Consider the following 15,515-nt stretch of genomic DNA (forward strand, 5'->3'; position numbering starts at 1 on the left):
GGCAAGGGGCGTGACACAAGTCTGGGCCCTGAGGCCGGCTGAAAATCCCTCAAAAATTTGGAGAAAATATAGAAATTTTTATAATATTTCCTTTTTTCTCAGACCGCTCAAGGCTGTTCTGCAAGGTTCTGGTGAAGGCAGACTCCCGCACCATCTGGTAGACAATCAGCTGCTAAGCTCACCCGCTCCACGGTCACTTCAGCGCCCTGGAGCTCTGTTGTGTTGTCAAAACAGGCAGAAAGATTTTTCTGTGCAGGCAGGTATTTTTCTGTTATAATTAAGAAAAATATTTGAGTTAAGGAGTCCGATCATGACAGACAGGAAGCCCGCGGAGAAGCTGGGCATCTACATTCACATTCCCTTCTGCCGCAGCAAATGCGACTACTGCGACTTCTACTCCCTGGCGGGGCAGGAGGCGCGGATGGACGGCTATCAAAAGGCGCTGCTGGCCCATCTGAAGGAGACAGCCCCTGTGGCCCGCAGCTTTTCGGTGGACACAGTTTACTTCGGCGGCGGCACTCCCAGCTTTTATGGGGAGAAGCGGCTGAGGGAGCTGCTCTCGGCGGTAAAGAAGCACTACCGGCTGGAAAGAGGGGCGGAGGTTACCCTGGAGGCCAACCCGGACAGCGCGGACTTCAAGTCTTTGCGGGCCCTCCGGAGGGCGGGGTTCAACCGCATCTCCTTCGGCCTGCAATCAGCCTGCCCCGGGGAGCTGAAGGAGATTCACCGCCCCCATACGGTGGATCAGGGGGACGAGGCCGTGGCCGCTGCCCGTCGGGCCAAGCTGAAAAATCTGTCCCTGGACCTGATTTATGGCCTGCCCGGCCAGACCGTGGACAGCTGGCGGCAGACGGTGGAGCACGCCTTGGCTCTGGAGCCGGAGCATCTGTCCTGCTACGGGCTGAAGGTGGAGGAGGGCACCCCCCTCGCCGCCCGAGTGGCCGCCGGGGAGATCCTCCCAGACGACGACGCTCAGGCCGGCCTGTATCTGTGGGCAGTGGAACGGCTGGAGCAGGCCGGCTACAGGCAATACGAAATCTCCAACTTCGCCAGGCCCGGGTTTGAGTCCCGGCATAACCTGCGCTACTGGCGGCTGCAGCCCTATATCGGCTTCGGACCCGGGGCCCACTCCGATTTCGGCGGCCGGCGGTACTCCTGGGTTCAGGACCTGGAGGTCTATATCAGAGGAGTGCTGGAGGGGGGAGAACTGCTGGACAGCCAAGACCTGATTCCCCGGGAGGAGCGGAGCAGCGAGTATCTGATGCTGGGCCTGCGCACTGCCCGGGGCATTGAGGAGTGGGAGTATCGGGGGACCTATTTTATGGACTTTTCCCCCCTCGAGGCCCGGCTGGACCAGTTCGCGGCCCAGGGCTGGGCGGCGAAAACAGAGGAATGCCGCTGGCGGCTTACCCCCAAGGGGTTCCTGGTATCCAACCAGCTTATTGGTGACCTGCTGGAGCGGCAGGAAAAGGCCCGGCTGAATGAGCTGCTGCCCAAGGCGCAGGCCCGCTATCAGGGGAAAAAGCCGTAGGGGCGGACAGCATCCGCCCTGCGTGCCGGCCGTGTTCTTTATGATTTATTGCTGGAAAATTTTGAGTATCGGACAGTGAAAGGAGGCTTTTTCCCCCGCTGTCCGTCTTTTTTAACAATCTGTTCACAGCTGCGTAATTTTTGTTGCGCACCGGACATAATAGTGCTATAATATATGCGGTTTATTGTGCCCACCGGGCGGAAAGGCCTGGGAGGCCGCAATTTGATTTTACGTATGGCCCACGCCATATCTACGATAGATTCCATGCTTTGGAAGAGAGGGTGCAGTTTTTTGACCAAATATCTCATTCACGGGGGGAACCCCCTCCATGGAGCGATCCAGATCAGCGGGGCGAAAAACGCCGCTGTCGCCATTATTCCCGCCGCCCTGCTGGTAGACGGGACCTGCCGCATTGAAAATGTTCCTCAGATCAGCGATGTTACCCTGATTCTCCAGATCCTCCGTGAATTGGGCGCGGACATTCGCGTCGTCAACAAGAGCACCATTGAGGTGGACTGCTCCCATATCCGCAACCGTCAGGTGCCCTACGAGCTGGCCCGGAAGATCCGCGCCAGCTATTACCTCGTGGGCGCCCTTCTGGGCCGGTTCAGCTGGGCCGAGGTGCCCCTGCCCGGCGGCTGCGACCTGGGCGGCCGGCCCGTGGACCAGCATATCAAGGGCTTTGTGGCCATGGGAGCCGAGGTGGAGGTGCGCAACGGCCTCATCGACGCCCGGGTGCCCGGGGGCGCCCGGCTGTCCGGAGGTCAGGTATATCTGGACATCGTCTCGGTGGGAGCCACCATGAACATCATGCTGGCCGCCGTCCTGGCCGACGGCCTCACTGTCATTGAAAACGCCGCCAAGGAGCCCCACATTGTGGACCTGGCTAACTTCCTCAACTCCATGGGGGCCGACATCCGGGGTGCCGGCACCGACGTCATTAAGATCCGGGGGGTGGAGCGGCTGCGGGGCGGCTCCTACTCCATCATCCCAGACCAGATCGAGGCGGGTACCTATATGGCCGCCGTGGCTGCCGCCGGGGGCGAGGTGGTCATCAAAAATGTCATCCCCAAGCACCTGGACTGCATCACCGCCAAGCTGGCGGAGATGGGGGTGGAGGTGGAGGAACTGGACGACGCCGTCCGCCTGCGCCGGGACGGCCCCATCTCCCGTGTGAACGTTAAGACCATGCCCTACCCCGGCTTCCCCACCGACATGCAGCCCCAGATTGCCGCCGCTCTGTGCGTGGCACAGGGGACCAGCGTCCTGATGGAGGGGGTCTGGGACAACCGCTACCGCTATGTGGACGAGTTCCGCCGCATGGGGGCCCACATCCAGGTGGACGGCAAGGTGGCCGTGATCGAGGGAGTGGACCACCTTACCGGAGCCCCTGTCCACGCCTGCGACCTGCGGGCCGGGGCCGCCATGGTCATTGCCGGCCTGGCCGCCCAGGGGGTCACCGAGATTGACGGCATCCAGCATATTGAGCGGGGCTATGAGACCATCGTGGAGAAGCTGGCCGCTGTGGGGGCCGATATCCGCACTGTCACCGTCCCCGGCGAGGAGGACCAATCTCAGGTGGGGTAACATCTGATCGTCTGTAGGGGGCGGCCTCTGTGCCGCCCCATTTTCCTGGCTTCATTGACGGGGCGGCCCAAAGGCCGCCCCCTACAACCTGTTAAGGAGGCAGTCTGTTGCTCACCTTCACCACCCTTGCCAGCGGCTCCACAGGCAACGCCGCCCTGGTGTCCTGCGGAGACACCCATATCCTGCTGGACGCGGGCATCTCCGCCCGGCGCATCACCGCCGGGCTCAGGTCCCTGGGCGTAGAGCCGGAGGCCCTGTCCGCCATCCTCATCACCCATGAGCACAGCGACCACGTCTCCGGACTTCAGGTGCTTACTAAAAAATGTCGGGTCCCCATCCTCGCCACCGGCCCCACCTGCCGCCGCCTGTGCTATAAGACGGCCTTTCTGGAGGACCTGGTTCAGGAGCGGGAGGCGGGCTCCGGGGTGCAGATCGGCTCGCTGTGGGCGGAGTCCTTTCCCACCCCCCACGACGCGGCGGGCAGCGTGGGCTGGTCCATCGCCGGGGACGGGGGGCGGATGGTGCTGTGCACCGACCTGGGATATGTGACAGACGCGGTCCTCCAGGCAGTGAAGGGCTGTGACCTGCTGGTGTGCGAGTCCAATCACGACGTGGACTGGGTCAAATCGGGCCCCTACCCCTACTACTTAAAGCAGCGCATCCTGGGGAACTACGGCCACCTGTCCAACGAGGCGGGAGGGGATCTGGCCGCCTTCGCTGCGGAGTCCGGAACAAAGACTCTCCTCCTGGCCCACCTGTCCCGGACCAACAACACCCCCGCCCGGGCCTATGAAACCGTCAGCCGGCGGCTGCTGGCTGCGGGATACGACCTGACCCGGGACATCTCCCTTTCTGTGGCCCCCGCCGATGTCCTGGGACCAACCTTTGCCCTGGGAAGGGAGGCGGCGGCATGCTGAGCGTCTATCTCATCTGCGTGGGCAAGCTGAAGGAGAAGTTCTACAAGGACGCCTGCGCCGAGTATGTGAAACGGCTTTCCGCCTACTGCAAGCTGACTGTCATTGAAATCCCCGAGGCAAAGCTGTCCAAGGACCCCACCCTGGGGGAGATCACCAACGCCCTGGACAAGGAGGGGGACGCCATCCGGGCCAAAATTCCCCCCAGCTCCCGGGTGGCGGCCCTGTGCGTGGAGGGCAGGATGCGCTCCAGCGAGGAGATTCCCCAGATGTTCCCCATCCCGGGCCGCAGTCCGGACAAGCACATGGTTTTCATCATCGGCGGCAGCTATGGCCTCCACCCCTCCATCAAGGCGGAGGCCAACGTCCAGCTGTCCATGTCCCCCATGACCTTCCCCCACCACCTAGCCCGGGTCATGCTCCTGGAGCAGATCTACCGGGCGTTTAAGATCAGCGAGGGGTCGTCCTACCATAAATAAAACGGCCCCGCCTCAAAAATGAGAACGGAGCCGTCATCCCTTTTCAGATTGGTGTTGCCAAAAGCCGCTTCGTCAAACCGTGCGTCAAAATATCCAAAGTGGGCAGCCATCCACTGGTGGATGACTGCCCACTAAACCGGAAGTTATATCATCACAGACGACAAAGCATAATATATTCTTCCTCATTTTCGCCTACAATTTCAAATCCTGTTTTTTGATACATTCTCACAGCATAGTTTGTTTTTTGTACAGTGAGTGATGCTTGTTTATACCCTCTGTCTTTCAGAATATGAAGCATTTTCTTCATCAAATTAGTTCCTATTCCAAATCCCCGATAATCTTTATATAAGGAAATGGCAAAGGACGGAGTGTTGTTATCTATATGTCCATAATCATTCATAATGCGTACCCAAACAGCACCGACAACTCTTTTATCAACCTCCGCAACCAAGCCTATATCGTCTTTTTTCTTACCAAAATCGGCTATATATACCTGCAATTTTGGCTGATTGATAATTGATTTAGGTGGTGCAGGTATTCCCTCCGGCACAAAGATGGCATTGTATAAAAACTCTTGAAGTAAGCCATCTTCCCCCTCTAATAGTGTTCTAATATAATAATTCATAATTCCCTCCCACAGCCGGGATTTGTTGAGCCGATTATAGCATAAGACTCCTATTATATCAATGTGCTTTTGTAGAAACTGCCGAAGGTATATCTCAGCAACACCTTTCTTAACTCCCAATTTCCGTTTGTGTTTATGACGCTTATTTCCAAAATCTGGGGTGTATACTCATTCAGTCTATTGAATTTCTTTCATTCACGATGTACATGGGTGGTGTGCATCTTTGTACACACTATGATGGATTTGGGATATATTCGATATAAGAAAAGCAACGGATGATCCGTTGCTTTTCTTAATGTATTTAGATGTATCCTTGCTGGTTTATTAACCTCCGTTGAGTGCTTTTCCGATATCTTCAATAATGTCTACACCTCCATCATTCTTACGGATGCGGTTTGCCTTGAAGTGGAGATGCTGAAGGAACTCAACTACGTTATCTTCAAAGTCTGTTCCTGAATAGCAGTTCTTAAAGACACTGTTCTCTGCTGATATGATGTTCTTTGACATGATGTATGCCTCCTGAAATATGTATTGAACTTGTTTTTTAAGTTCAACACTTCATGAGGCAGTGATTGTTTTTGAGTAGTACGCTTGGAATGATGGAGGATGCAGCATCTATTGGAAGCGTGTATAGGGATTGTTGATATGATTTGATGGTTGAAATGAGAGGATTAAGGGGTAATAAATCACCCCACCTAAACTTCGTTTGAGTAACTAAATTCAGTTGGTGCTGATTGTTGGATTTCCACAAATATAAAAACCGAGGATGTACACGGCTGGCGTACATCCTCGGTTCTTAGGATTTGTTTGATTATTCGTTTGTCGTGTATGTTTATTCTGCGCTATTCTTTATCAACACAAGGGAGAATTGGGACTTTCTTAAAAGGGACGAGCCGCCCCACAGCTTGACACCGCCACAAAAATGTGGTATGCTACAGCTGTGCAGGGGAATCGCCAAGCGCTGGCGGTTTGGCCCCAACAGGGAAAATTTCTTAACGCAAGGCTAAGAAACCGTCACCGTGCAGGGTGGCGGTTTCACTTTACCTTGACTTGAACCGTTACTGTATATCCACGAATGCGGAAAGTAAGTGTCAAAGTCATCGTGCTCACCCCCTTTGCAGAGGTGTGCCAAAACCGCCCTCGCCTTAACCGGCGTTCCCTTGTGTCGAATTATAGCAGAAACCTGCCTGTACGTCAACAGAATGACCCGAAAATCGGCAAAAGGAGCCTGACATGATATGTCAGGCTCCCGTTTTATTTTGTCAGCTTCCGGTTCATGTACTTGGGGTTGATAACGACAATGTAGACAAACACTGTGACCATCATCAGCAGCGCCCCCACAATGCCGATCCCGGCATAGATGATGAGGTACGCAAAGCCCAGCTGGACCAGGCAGTAAAGCAGTTCAATCCGGGTGTTCTTCCTTCTCTGCTTCAGGTCGGGCTCAAAGCGGTGATTGGAGGCCATCCATATGGAGCACAGAGCCAGGCAGATGCCGGAAAAAATGGTAGGCGCCATGATGTCTGAGCGATAGAATGCCCGCCTTGCCATCCAGAGATGCTGCGCGGCCGCGTACCCGAAAGCAGCGTGGAGCGTGATGGCCATCCTCGTCAGATTGGCCCGCAGGATGAGGTTGGGATTCTTACCCTGGGGGACCTCGCCGGAAGTTACCTCATTGCCGATCAGCTCGTCCAGCGAGATGTGAAACAGTTTAGCCAGGGCGATGAGTTTTTCCGAGCTGGGGGCGGACTGGTCCGCCTCCCACTTGGTCACCGCCTGACGGCTGACTCCCATCTGTTCCGCCAGCGTCTCCTGGGACAGACCGTGGGCGGTCCGCTGTTCCCTGATCTTTTCTCCTAATGTCATTGGAATCACCTCCGGACCAGCATAGCAGATTTTTAGCAAAAAAGCTACCAACTATCCGGCAACTATCGGTTGCATCCCGACTTTTTTCTCAAATTCCCGTCAAATCGAAGGGCGGGGTGTACTCCTCCTTCGCGCTGGTCCGCTCCTGGGTGAAGCCGGCCAGCCCCAGGTTCTCCATGTACTCCCGGGCGGCCCGCATCTCCCCGGGGCGCAGGCGGCGGTCCAGCTCGGGACAGGCGGACAGGTCCCCCCAGGGGGTGTACTGGCTCATAAGGGAGAAGAGCACCGTCCCCGGTGCGAACTCCCGGGCCGCCCAGTCCATCACCGCCTTGGCCTGGCTTACCTGGCCGGGAAGAATGAGATGGCGTATTACCGTCCCTCTTAATAACAGCCCGTTATCGTCAAACCGGCAGGGGCCGGTCTGACGGACCATCTCCCGGATGGCCGCCCGGGCGACCTCCGGGTAATCAGGGGCGGCGGAGTACCGGCGGGCGGTCTCGCCGTCCAAATATTTCAGGTCAGGGAGGTAAATATCTACCTTCCCCTCCAGCCGCCGCAGCGTCTCCACCCTGTCATATCCCCCAGTATTGAATACAACAGGTATTGGAGGATGCCAGTCCTCCAGCAGGGCGGCCAGGACGTGGGCGTAGTGGGTGGGGTTGACAAAGTTCAGGTTGTGGGCCCCCTGGGCGATCAGTTCCTGGCAGATGGCCCGCAGACGGTCCAGGGTGACCGTCTTTCCGAAATCCTGATGGCTGATCCTCTCGTTCTGACAGAACACACACCCCAGAGAGCATCCGGAGAAGAAAACCGTCCCCGAGCCCCGAGTTCCGGAGATGGGAGGCTCCTCCCAAACGTGGAGGGCGGCCCGGGCCAGGACAGGCATCTCCGACATCCGACAGTACCCGGCCCCCGCTGTTTCGGTGCGCTCCGCCCCGCAGCGCCGGGGACATAAGTTGCAAATCACATCAGCCAAGACCTTTCTTTCAAAGTCATAACAAGGAAAGTTCTTTTTAGGTTCCTTTTTCTTTCAAGAAAAAGGAACAAAATCCCCCGCTAAAAATGCCCCAGCCGGTCCAGAACAATCTTTTCAAAGCTCCGGAAGGCGTTGGGAACGGCATAGGTATCCCGCAGGGCCGCCCGGTCCGCCCACACCCAGCCCTCGGGCAGGTCCGGCCCGTCCAGCTCCCCGGCCAGGGCGGTCATGCGCCACTCGATATGGGTGAAAATGTGCTTCCCCGTCCCCGCCTTTTCCAGCACAGGGACGGACAGCCCCCACCGGGCCAGCCAGTCCGTCCCGTCGGCCAGCTCGCTGGGGTACTCCCACAGCCCCGCCAGCAGACCCCGGTCCGGCCGGCGGCGGAGGGCGACCCTGTCTCTGAAAAACAGGAGGTAGATGGCGCGCTCCTCCACCCGCCTGGCCTTCTTTGCCGCCTTGACAGGCAGCTCCCCTGTCCGTCCCTCCTGAAAGGCCCGGCAGAGATGGGCGGCGGGACACCGCTCGCACAGGGGAGCGCCGTTTGGCAGGCAGACGGTGGCTCCCAGCTCCATCAGAGCCTGGTTGAAATCGCCAGGGGCGTCCAGGGGAATAACCTCCGCCAGGGCGGCCGTTACCCGCTTCTTCATGGCGGGGGTGGTGATATCGCCGCTGTCTCCGGTGAGGCGGGCGGTGACCCGGAGGACGTTGCCGTCCACCGCCGGAACGGGCAGGCCAAAGGCGATGGAGGCGACAGCTCCGGCCGTGTAGTCCCCCACACCGGCCAGCGACCGTATCTCCTCATAAGTATTTGGAAATACTCCTCCGTGACATTCCGTGATTTGTTTTGCCGCTTTTTGCAGGTTTCTGGCCCGGCTGTAGTAGCCCAGCCCCTGCCAGAGCTTCATCAGCTGGTCCTGGGACAGGCTGGCCAGGGCGGCGGCGTCGGGGGCCGCCTCCAGAAACCGGCGGTAATAATCCAGCACCGCCGCAACGCGGGTCTGCTGGAGCATGATTTCTGAGACCCACACATGGTAGGGCGTGGGGTCGCTTCGCCAGGGTAGGGTCCGGGCGTTTTCCCGATACCAGACCAGCAGGGGAACAGGCAGCTGCCGCAGCTCGTCCAAGGTCAGACTCCTCTCTGTCGTGATTGATATGTGCTCGAAAAAATAACAAAAAACCTATATGATACATAACGGATTTGGGGATGGCATTTTAGCCCGGGGGGTGATAGAGTTTGTTGCGGAGCAAGGGATAAAAATGAATGAAGAACCGGCTGCCGCTCTTGTCGGCCCTTCACAGATTTTTGATTTTACGCTCCATCATTCCTTTTTCATCCATCCTTCCAGATCACCACACAGGGACGTCCCATCCGGGGCGTCCCTGTGTGGCTTTGCCGCAGGCAGAGGAGTCTCAGTCCAGCGCCTGAACCACCTCAAAGACCAGGCCGTCACAGTGCACCTTCCGGGGGATGCCCGCCTCGTGGGACTTTTTCAGCAGGGCGGCGCAGTTGATCTCTCCGTGGTCCTCCAGGAATTTGCGCCGGAAGCTGTCCACCTCCTCCGGGGGATAGTGGGTCATGCCCAGCACCATCAGGGCGGCGGTGAGGGCTCCGCACACTGAGCCGCAACGCATCCCGGATCCGAAGCTGGCCCCCAAGTCGAAGGCCTGCTCCTCGGTGAGGCCCATCTCTTGGGCGAAGGTGACCAGAACGGACTGGCAGCAGTTGAAGTGTACGTCGGTGCGGGCCCGGAGCTCCTTGGCTTTTTCTAAATGTGTCATTGTTTTTGTTCTCCTCTCTATTATCAATATTAGCAGTCATCAGATATATCGACACCATGCAGGGACGCGCATTGTGCGCCTGCACGATCATACGGTTTGTATCGAATAGCGCGGGCGGACAATGTCCGCCCCTACAGGCCGCTGTCAGGAGTTCTGCATATTCTCTAATTGAAGATATCCGGCGTGTCGGCAAAGAGCCGGCGGACCCGCTCCCAGACGGGCCGGTTCTCCGGTGCGGTGAGTCGGGGGTCCTCCGCCAGCAGCTCCCGGGCGGCCTCCTGGGCCTCGCTGAGCAGGCGCATGTCCCCGGCCAGGTCGGCCAGCTTCATCTGGGGCAGGCCGTGCTGCCGGTTGCCGAAGAAGTCCCCCGGGCCCCGGACTCTCAGGTCCTCCTCAGAGATTTTGAAACCGTCAGTGGTGGAGGCCAGTGTGTGCAGCCGCTCCATGGCCTCCAGGCTGCGGGTTCCCGTGATGAGCACGCAGTGGGAGGGGTGCTGCCCCCGGCCCACCCTTCCCCGGAGCTGGTGGAGCTGGCTGAGGCCGAAGCGGTCGGCGTTCTCGATGATGATAAGGGAGGCGTTGGGCACGTCCACCCCCACCTCCACCACCGTGGTGGCCACCAGCACCTGAGTCTGGCCGGAGGCGAAGGCGGCCATGGCCGTCTCCTTCTCTCTGGGCTTCATCTTTCCGTGGAGGATGCCCAGCCGCAGGTCGGGAAAGACCTCCCGCTGGAGCTTTTCCGCGTAGGTCTTTACCGCCTTCAGGTTCAGGGCGGGGGACTCCTCCCCGGGGAGGGCGGCGTCGGGATTCTCCTCCACGGCGGGACAGATGATGTAGGCCTGCCGGCCCTCGGCCACCTGCTTCCGAACAAAATTATACATCCGCTGACGCTTGTCCTCCCGGACCACATAGGTGGAGATGGGGGTCCGCCCCGGGGGGAGCTGGTCGATGACGGAGACGTCCAGGTCGCCATAGATCATGAGGGCCAGGGTCCGGGGGATGGGGGTGGCCGACATGACCAGCACGTGGGGGGTGACCTCCTCGCCGCTCTTGGCCGCCAGGGCGGCCCGCTGGGCCACCCCGAAGCGGTGCTGCTCGTCGGCCACAATGAGGGCCAATTTATGAAAGGCCACCCCCTCGGAGATGAGGGCGTGAGTGCCCACCACAAAGTCGATCTCCCCGGCCGCCAGGGCGGCCCGGGTCTTTTTCTTCTCCGCGGCGGTCATGGAGCCGGTGAGCAGCCCCACCCGCACCCCGGAGGAGGCAAGCAGGGCGGACAGGGACTTATAGTGCTGACCGGCCAGCACCTCGGTGGGGGCCATGAGGGCCCCCTGACAGCCCCCCTTGGCGCACAGCCAGCCGGCGCAGGCCGCCACGGCGGTCTTGCCTGAGCCCACGTCCCCCTGGACCAGCCGGTTCATGGGCCGGCGGCTGTCGGCCATATCGGCGGCCACCTCGTCCATCACCCGGCGCTGAGCCCCGGTGGGGGTGAAGGGCAGCAGGGAGAGAAATTCCTCCGCGGGTTGGGGAGGGACCGGCAGGCCCGCCCCCTCCCGGTCCCGGCGGTCCTTCAAAAAGCTTAGGCCCACCGCCAGGTAGAACAGCTCCTCAAAGACCAGCCGCCGCCGGGCCAGATCGAGCGCCTCTTCGTCCTCCGGGAAGTGGATGTTTTTGACGGAAAACTCCGCCGCCGCCAGCCGGCGGGCCTGGCGGACGTGCTGGGGCAGGGTCTCGGGCAGCCCCTCCGCGCAGGGCAGGGCCTGCCGGACCAGAGCGGCCAGCAGGTGGTTGGAGATGCCCGCCGTCAGCCGGTAGACGGGCATGATGCAGCCGGTAAAGGACTGCCTGTCCGCCCGCTCGAAGATGGGATTAACCATAGTCCGCCGCCGGCCCTGGACCTCCACCGCGCCGAAGAAGATGTACTCCTCCCCCGCCCGGATGGCCCGCTCCACATAGCTCTGGTTGAAAAAGGTGAGGTGGAGGGCCCCGGTGTTGTCCACCACCCTGACCTGGACCAGCTCCAGCCCCTTGCGGATGCGGGACAGCCGGGGGTGCTCGGCGGCCATGGCGGCCACGCAGACCCGGCCCTCCAGAGGGGCCTCCTGGATGCCGTAAATCCTCCGCCGGTCCTCATAGTCCCGGGGATACCAGGTGAGCAGGTCCCCCGCGGAGGTCAGGCCAAGCTTCTCCAGCTTTTTGGCCCGGGCCTCCCCCACGCCCGGGAAATCGGTGAGAGGGGTATCGCGGGTGACGTCCATAGGGGAGGCCTCCTTTCCGGGGAAAATGATGCTCTATTGTACCACAGCTTGACCGGGGAGTAAAGGTGAAGAATGGGCTTGCCACAGGAGAGGAGGGCGGGTATAATGGAGAAAACCGGCGTGCCCAGTGGTCACGCCCTACGAGGGGGCCTGTAGGGCGCGACGACCCGGCGCGCCGCCGCAATCAGACCGCCTGAAAGTCGAAAGGAGCACCGCCATGTCCGAATACATTTTGAACCTCCTGCCCCTGGAGGAGGGAGAGCTGGCTGAGTTCGAGGCCATCGCCCCCGACGCCGTCCACGTCCGCGCCCGCCGCAGCACCGTCACCCCCCAGCAGCTGGCCGCCGCCACCGTCATCTTCGGCTGGCCCCGGGCGGAGGACATGAAAAACGCCGCCAACCTGAAGTGGTTCCAGACCATGTGGGCGGGGGCCGACGAGTACGTAGACATGCTCCCGGAGGGGGTGCTGCTCACCTCCTCCAGCGGCTCCAACAGCCGCAGTGTGGCGGAGAACATGCTATCCAGCCTGCTGGCCCTCTGCCGCCGCCTGCCCGCCTACCGGGACAACCAGCGCGCCCGCATCTGGCACGACGAGGGGCCCGTCAAGACTCTTCTGGACAGCACCGTTCTGGTGGCGGGGGCGGGACATATCGGGGCGGCCTTCGCCAAAATGTGCCAGGGCTTGGGGGCCAGGACCATCGGCCTGAAACGGACGGTAAGCGGCCCCATCGGCGGCTTTGACCAGGTATATGCCATTGATGAGCTGGACCGGCTCCTCCCCCAGGCCGACGTGGTGGCCCTGGTGCTGCCCCACTCCCCCCAGACGGCGGGGCTGCTCAGCGGAGAGCGCATCGCCCTGATGAAGGACGACGCCATCCTCATCAGCTCCGGGCGGGGGTCCGTCCTGGACCAGGACGCCCTGGCGGAGGCCATGAGGGGCGGAAAGCTGTGGGGGGCCGCCCTGGACGTCACCGTCCCCGAGCCCCTGCCCCCGGACAGCCCCCTGTGGGACATCCCCAACCTGCTCCTCACCCCCCACATCGCGGGCGGGATGCACCTGTCCATCACCCGCCGGCTGTGCGTGGAGATGGCCCTGGACAATCTGCGCCGGTATCTGGCGGGGAAAGAGCTGGAAAACATCGTAAAATAGCGTAAAGGAGCGGACGCCGCGGCGCCCGCTCCTTATCAATCCTTCCAGTCCCACCAGTTCTGTTTGTCCGGCGGACATTCGCCGTGCTCGGCGTAGTGGACGGCCAGCCGGTAGACATACAGCACGCATCGGTCCACCTGACAGCCCTGAACCACGCAGCTCCTTTGATACAGCTCCTCCGGGTCCCGGCCCTTGAGGCTGTCCAGCGTGGAGCAGCCGATGGCCTCCAGGTGCCGGGCCATATTGGGCCCCACACCGGGGATTTTTTGCAGGTCAGATTTCCTCCTCATGCGGGAAACACCTTGCTCAGCTCAATAAAGCAGCCATCCAGAACGCTGACCTTGGCCAGATCCGTTGGTCCGTAGACCCCGCGGAGCGCCAGAACATCTCTGTCCAGCAAAAAGACATTCACGGTTTTATCCTCCGGGGAGACCACCCAGTACTCCCGGACCCCGGCCCTCTGGTACAGATTCAGCTTGACTAGGAGGTCGTAGTGAGCATTGGAAGGTGAAAGTATCTCAAGTGTCAAATCAGGAGCGCCCTTGCAGCCGTGTTCGTCCAGTTTGTTCTGGTCGCAGATGATAGAAATATCCGGCTGGACCACCGTCTGCACATCCTCCGGCCGATCACCCTCCCGCTCAAAAAGGCGGACGTCAAAGGGCGCTGAGATGACACGGCACTTTTTCCCCTCCAGATAGTTGGCAAACTGCCTGGACAGCTCCATGCTGATGATCTGGTGGATGGATGACGGAGAAGCCAACATAATCGCCTCTCCATCGATCAGCTCATAGCGCGGATATTCATCCCAAGTGAGGTAATCCGCAAAGGTGTACCGCTCTTTTTTCGCAGGAAGCGCCATAAATTTCCTCCTTAAAACTCCGCGTTGCCTACGGTGCGGGGGTGGGGCAGGGTGTCCCGGATGTTGTTGATGCCGGTGAGGTACATCACCATCCGCTCGAAGCCCAGGCCGTAGCCGGCGTGGCGGCAGGAGCCGAAGCGCCGCAGGTCCAGATACCACCAGTAGTCGTGGGGGTCCATGCCCAGCTCCTTAATGCGGGCCTCCAGGACCTGATACCGCTCCTCTCGCTGGCTGCCTCCGATGATCTCCCCGATGCCGGGCACCAGGCAGTCGGCGGCGGCCACGGTTTTGCCGTCGTCGTTCAGGCGCATATAGAAGGCCTTAATCTCTTTGGGGTAGTCGGTGACAAAGACAGGGCGCTTGAATACCTCCTCGGTGAGGCAGCGCTCGTGCTCGGTCTGGAGGTCCACCCCCCACTCCACCTTGAAGTCAAACCTGTCGTTGTTCTTTTTAAGAATTTCCACCGCCTCGGTGTAGCTCACCCGGCCGAAGTCAGAGGTGGCCACATGCTCCAGCCGCTCCTTCAGTCCCTTGTCAACAAAGGAGTTGAAGAAGGCGATCTCGTCGGGGCACTTCTCCAGCACGGTCCTGATCACATACTTAATCATGGCCTCGGCATTGTCCATATAGTCGCTCAGGTCGGCGAAGGCCATCTCTGGCTCGATCATCCAGAACTCGGCGGCGTGGCGCTGGGTGTTGGAGTTCTCCGCCCGGAAGGTGGGGCCGAAGGTGTAGACGTTGCCGAAGGCCATGGCGAAGTTCTCGGCGTTGAGCTGGCCGGAGACAGTGAGGCTGGTCTGCTTGCCGAAAAAGTCCTTCGTATAGTCGATTTGCCCGTCGGGGGTGCGGGGCGGGTTGTTCAGGTCCAGAGTGGTGACCTGGAACATCTCGCCGGCCCCCTCGCAGTCGGAGCCGGTGATGAGGGGGGTGTGGACATAGACGAAGCCCCGGTCCTGGAAGAAGCAGTGAATGGCGTGGGCGGCCACACTCCGCACCCGGAAGGCGGCGGAAAACAGGTTGGTCCGGGGCCGCAGGTGCTGGATGGAACGCAGATACTCCACGCTGTGGCGCTTCTTCTGCAGGGGGTAGTCGGGGGTGGAGGAGCCCTCCACCTTGATGGAGGCGGCTTTCACCTCCAGGGGCTGCTTGGCCTCCGGGGTGAGCACCACCTCTCCCCTGACGATGAGCGCAGCCCCCACGTTCTGGCCGGCGATCTCCTTAAAATTGTCCAGCACATTGGCGTCCATGACCACCTGGAGGTTCTTGAAGCAGGAGCCGTCGTTGAGCTCGATAAAGCCGAAGCCCTTCATGTCCCGGATGGTCCGGGCCCAGCCCATCACGGTGACGGTCTGTCCGCCCAGGCGCTCCCGGTCGGCAAAAATAGCGGCGATGGTAGTGCGTTCCATATAATCCTCTCCTATTACTGTGCAAATTATCGTCATTATTATAATAAAGTCCAAAACCTAGTCCCGATTATTATAATGCCTT

16 protein-coding genes are annotated in these 15,515 nt (G+C 60.0%); 6 read left to right on the plus strand and 10 right to left on the minus strand.

All coding sequences use genetic code 11. The features are described 5' to 3' along the window. From D1641_RS19265 to D1641_RS11930, 5 genes are all read left to right on the plus strand, one after another. A partial coding sequence (locus tag D1641_RS19265; protein WP_207708640.1) for a hypothetical protein occupies window positions 1-277 on the plus strand: 277 nt, incomplete at its 5' end. Between the two features lie 33 nt (window positions 278-310). After that, window positions 311-1,531, plus strand: coding sequence for a radical SAM family heme chaperone HemW (hemW, locus tag D1641_RS11915; RefSeq protein WP_160665958.1), 1,221 nt, complete (start codon window positions 311-313; stop codon window positions 1,529-1,531). A 291-nt stretch (window positions 1,532-1,822) separates the two neighbouring features. Continuing rightward, window positions 1,823-3,118, plus strand: a complete 1,296-nt coding sequence (locus D1641_RS11920; protein ID WP_160666014.1) for a UDP-N-acetylglucosamine 1-carboxyvinyltransferase — start codon at window positions 1,823-1,825, stop codon at window positions 3,116-3,118. A 107-nt stretch (window positions 3,119-3,225) separates the two neighbouring features. Beyond that, a complete protein-coding gene (locus D1641_RS11925; protein ID WP_160665960.1) occupies window positions 3,226-4,035 on the plus strand; it encodes an MBL fold metallo-hydrolase in 810 nt (269 codons plus the stop codon). Continuing rightward, the gene (locus D1641_RS11930) at window positions 4,029-4,511 is read left to right on the plus strand and encodes a 23S rRNA (pseudouridine(1915)-N(3))-methyltransferase RlmH (RefSeq protein WP_160665962.1); all 483 of its coding nucleotides are present in this window, start codon (window positions 4,029-4,031) and stop codon (window positions 4,509-4,511) included. The genes D1641_RS11925 and D1641_RS11930 overlap by 7 nt, the downstream gene beginning before the upstream one ends. A 151-nt stretch (window positions 4,512-4,662) precedes the next feature. On the opposite strand, the gene D1641_RS11935 is transcribed toward D1641_RS11930, so the two are convergent. The 7 genes from D1641_RS11935 to recG form a co-directional block, all read right to left on the minus strand. Beyond that, window positions 4,663-5,136, minus strand: a complete 474-nt coding sequence (locus D1641_RS11935) for a GNAT family N-acetyltransferase (protein WP_160665964.1) — start codon at window positions 5,134-5,136, stop codon at window positions 4,663-4,665. 324 nt (window positions 5,137-5,460) lie between these two features. Further along, complete coding sequence (locus tag D1641_RS11940) at window positions 5,461-5,643, minus strand: restriction endonuclease (RefSeq protein WP_160665966.1); 183 nt, start codon at window positions 5,641-5,643, stop codon at window positions 5,461-5,463. A gap of 747 nt (window positions 5,644-6,390) precedes the next feature. Further along, window positions 6,391-7,002, minus strand: a complete 612-nt coding sequence (locus D1641_RS11945; protein WP_160665968.1) for a helix-turn-helix transcriptional regulator — start codon at window positions 7,000-7,002, stop codon at window positions 6,391-6,393. Between the two features lie 88 nt (window positions 7,003-7,090). Continuing rightward, complete coding sequence (locus D1641_RS11950; RefSeq protein ID WP_160666016.1) at window positions 7,091-7,969, minus strand: radical SAM protein; 879 nt, start codon at window positions 7,967-7,969, stop codon at window positions 7,091-7,093. An 89-nt stretch (window positions 7,970-8,058) separates the two neighbouring features. Beyond that, complete coding sequence (gene mutY / locus D1641_RS11955; RefSeq protein WP_160665970.1) at window positions 8,059-9,105, minus strand: A/G-specific adenine glycosylase; 1,047 nt, start codon at window positions 9,103-9,105, stop codon at window positions 8,059-8,061. A 286-nt stretch (window positions 9,106-9,391) separates the two neighbouring features. Continuing rightward, complete coding sequence (locus D1641_RS11960) at window positions 9,392-9,760, minus strand: C-GCAxxG-C-C family protein (RefSeq protein WP_160665972.1); 369 nt, start codon at window positions 9,758-9,760, stop codon at window positions 9,392-9,394. 164 nt (window positions 9,761-9,924) lie between these two features. After that, the gene (gene recG, locus D1641_RS11965) at window positions 9,925-12,018 is read right to left on the minus strand and encodes an ATP-dependent DNA helicase RecG (RefSeq protein WP_160665974.1); all 2,094 of its coding nucleotides are present in this window, start codon (window positions 12,016-12,018) and stop codon (window positions 9,925-9,927) included. A 217-nt stretch (window positions 12,019-12,235) separates the two neighbouring features. Here recG and D1641_RS11970 point away from each other — a divergent pair, with 217 nt between their 5' ends. After that, window positions 12,236-13,168: a D-2-hydroxyacid dehydrogenase gene (locus D1641_RS11970; RefSeq protein WP_160665976.1), complete on the plus strand. Its 933-nt coding sequence runs from the start codon at window positions 12,236-12,238 to the stop codon at window positions 13,166-13,168. Window positions 13,169-13,203: 35 nt separating this feature from the next. Here D1641_RS11970 and D1641_RS11975 read toward each other — a convergent pair whose 3' ends face one another. The 3 genes from D1641_RS11975 to asnS are packed head-to-tail and all read right to left on the minus strand — an operon-like array spanning window position 13,204 to window position 15,433. Continuing rightward, entirely contained in the window at window positions 13,204-13,458 is a 255-nt protein-coding gene (locus D1641_RS11975; protein ID WP_160665978.1) for a helix-hairpin-helix domain-containing protein, read from the minus strand. Next, on the minus strand, window positions 13,455-14,027 hold the full coding sequence (locus D1641_RS11980; RefSeq protein ID WP_160665980.1) for a Uma2 family endonuclease: 573 nt from the start codon (window positions 14,025-14,027) through the stop codon (window positions 13,455-13,457). Before D1641_RS11980 ends, D1641_RS11975 begins: the two co-directional genes overlap by 4 nt. An 11-nt stretch (window positions 14,028-14,038) precedes the next feature. Continuing rightward, window positions 14,039-15,433, minus strand: coding sequence for an asparagine--tRNA ligase (gene asnS, locus D1641_RS11985; RefSeq protein ID WP_160665982.1), 1,395 nt, complete (start codon window positions 15,431-15,433; stop codon window positions 14,039-14,041). Window positions 15,434-15,515: the final 82 nt, after the last annotated feature.

It is taken from the genome of Colidextribacter sp. OB.20, assembly GCF_009911595.1.
In the GTDB taxonomy this organism is placed as follows: Bacteria; Bacillota; Clostridia; order Oscillospirales; family Oscillospiraceae; genus Lawsonibacter.

Excerpts from the sequence above, each read along its gene's own strand:
- hemW (WP_160665958.1), top strand. The coding sequence starts at position 311 with ATGACAGACAGGAAGCCCGCGGAGAAGCTGGGCATCTACATTCACATT.
- D1641_RS11930 (WP_160665962.1), top strand. The coding sequence starts at position 4,029 with ATGCTGAGCGTCTATCTCATCTGCGTGGGCAAGCTGAAGGAGAAGTTC.
- D1641_RS11935 (WP_160665964.1), bottom strand. The coding sequence starts at position 5,136 with ATGAATTATTATATTAGAACACTATTAGAGGGGGAAGATGGCTTACTT.
- D1641_RS11940 (WP_160665966.1), bottom strand. The coding sequence starts at position 5,643 with ATGTCAAAGAACATCATATCAGCAGAGAACAGTGTCTTTAAGAACTGC.
- D1641_RS11945 (WP_160665968.1), bottom strand. The coding sequence starts at position 7,002 with ATGACATTAGGAGAAAAGATCAGGGAACAGCGGACCGCCCACGGTCTG.
- D1641_RS11960 (WP_160665972.1), bottom strand. The coding sequence starts at position 9,760 with ATGACACATTTAGAAAAAGCCAAGGAGCTCCGGGCCCGCACCGACGTA.
- recG (WP_160665974.1), bottom strand. The coding sequence starts at position 12,018 with ATGGACGTCACCCGCGATACCCCTCTCACCGATTTCCCGGGCGTGGGG.
- D1641_RS11970 (WP_160665976.1), top strand. The coding sequence starts at position 12,236 with ATGTCCGAATACATTTTGAACCTCCTGCCCCTGGAGGAGGGAGAGCTG.
- D1641_RS11975 (WP_160665978.1), bottom strand. The coding sequence starts at position 13,458 with ATGAGGAGGAAATCTGACCTGCAAAAAATCCCCGGTGTGGGGCCCAAT.
- D1641_RS11980 (WP_160665980.1), bottom strand. The coding sequence starts at position 14,027 with ATGGCGCTTCCTGCGAAAAAAGAGCGGTACACCTTTGCGGATTACCTC.
- asnS (WP_160665982.1), bottom strand. The coding sequence starts at position 15,433 with ATGGAACGCACTACCATCGCCGCTATTTTTGCCGACCGGGAGCGCCTG.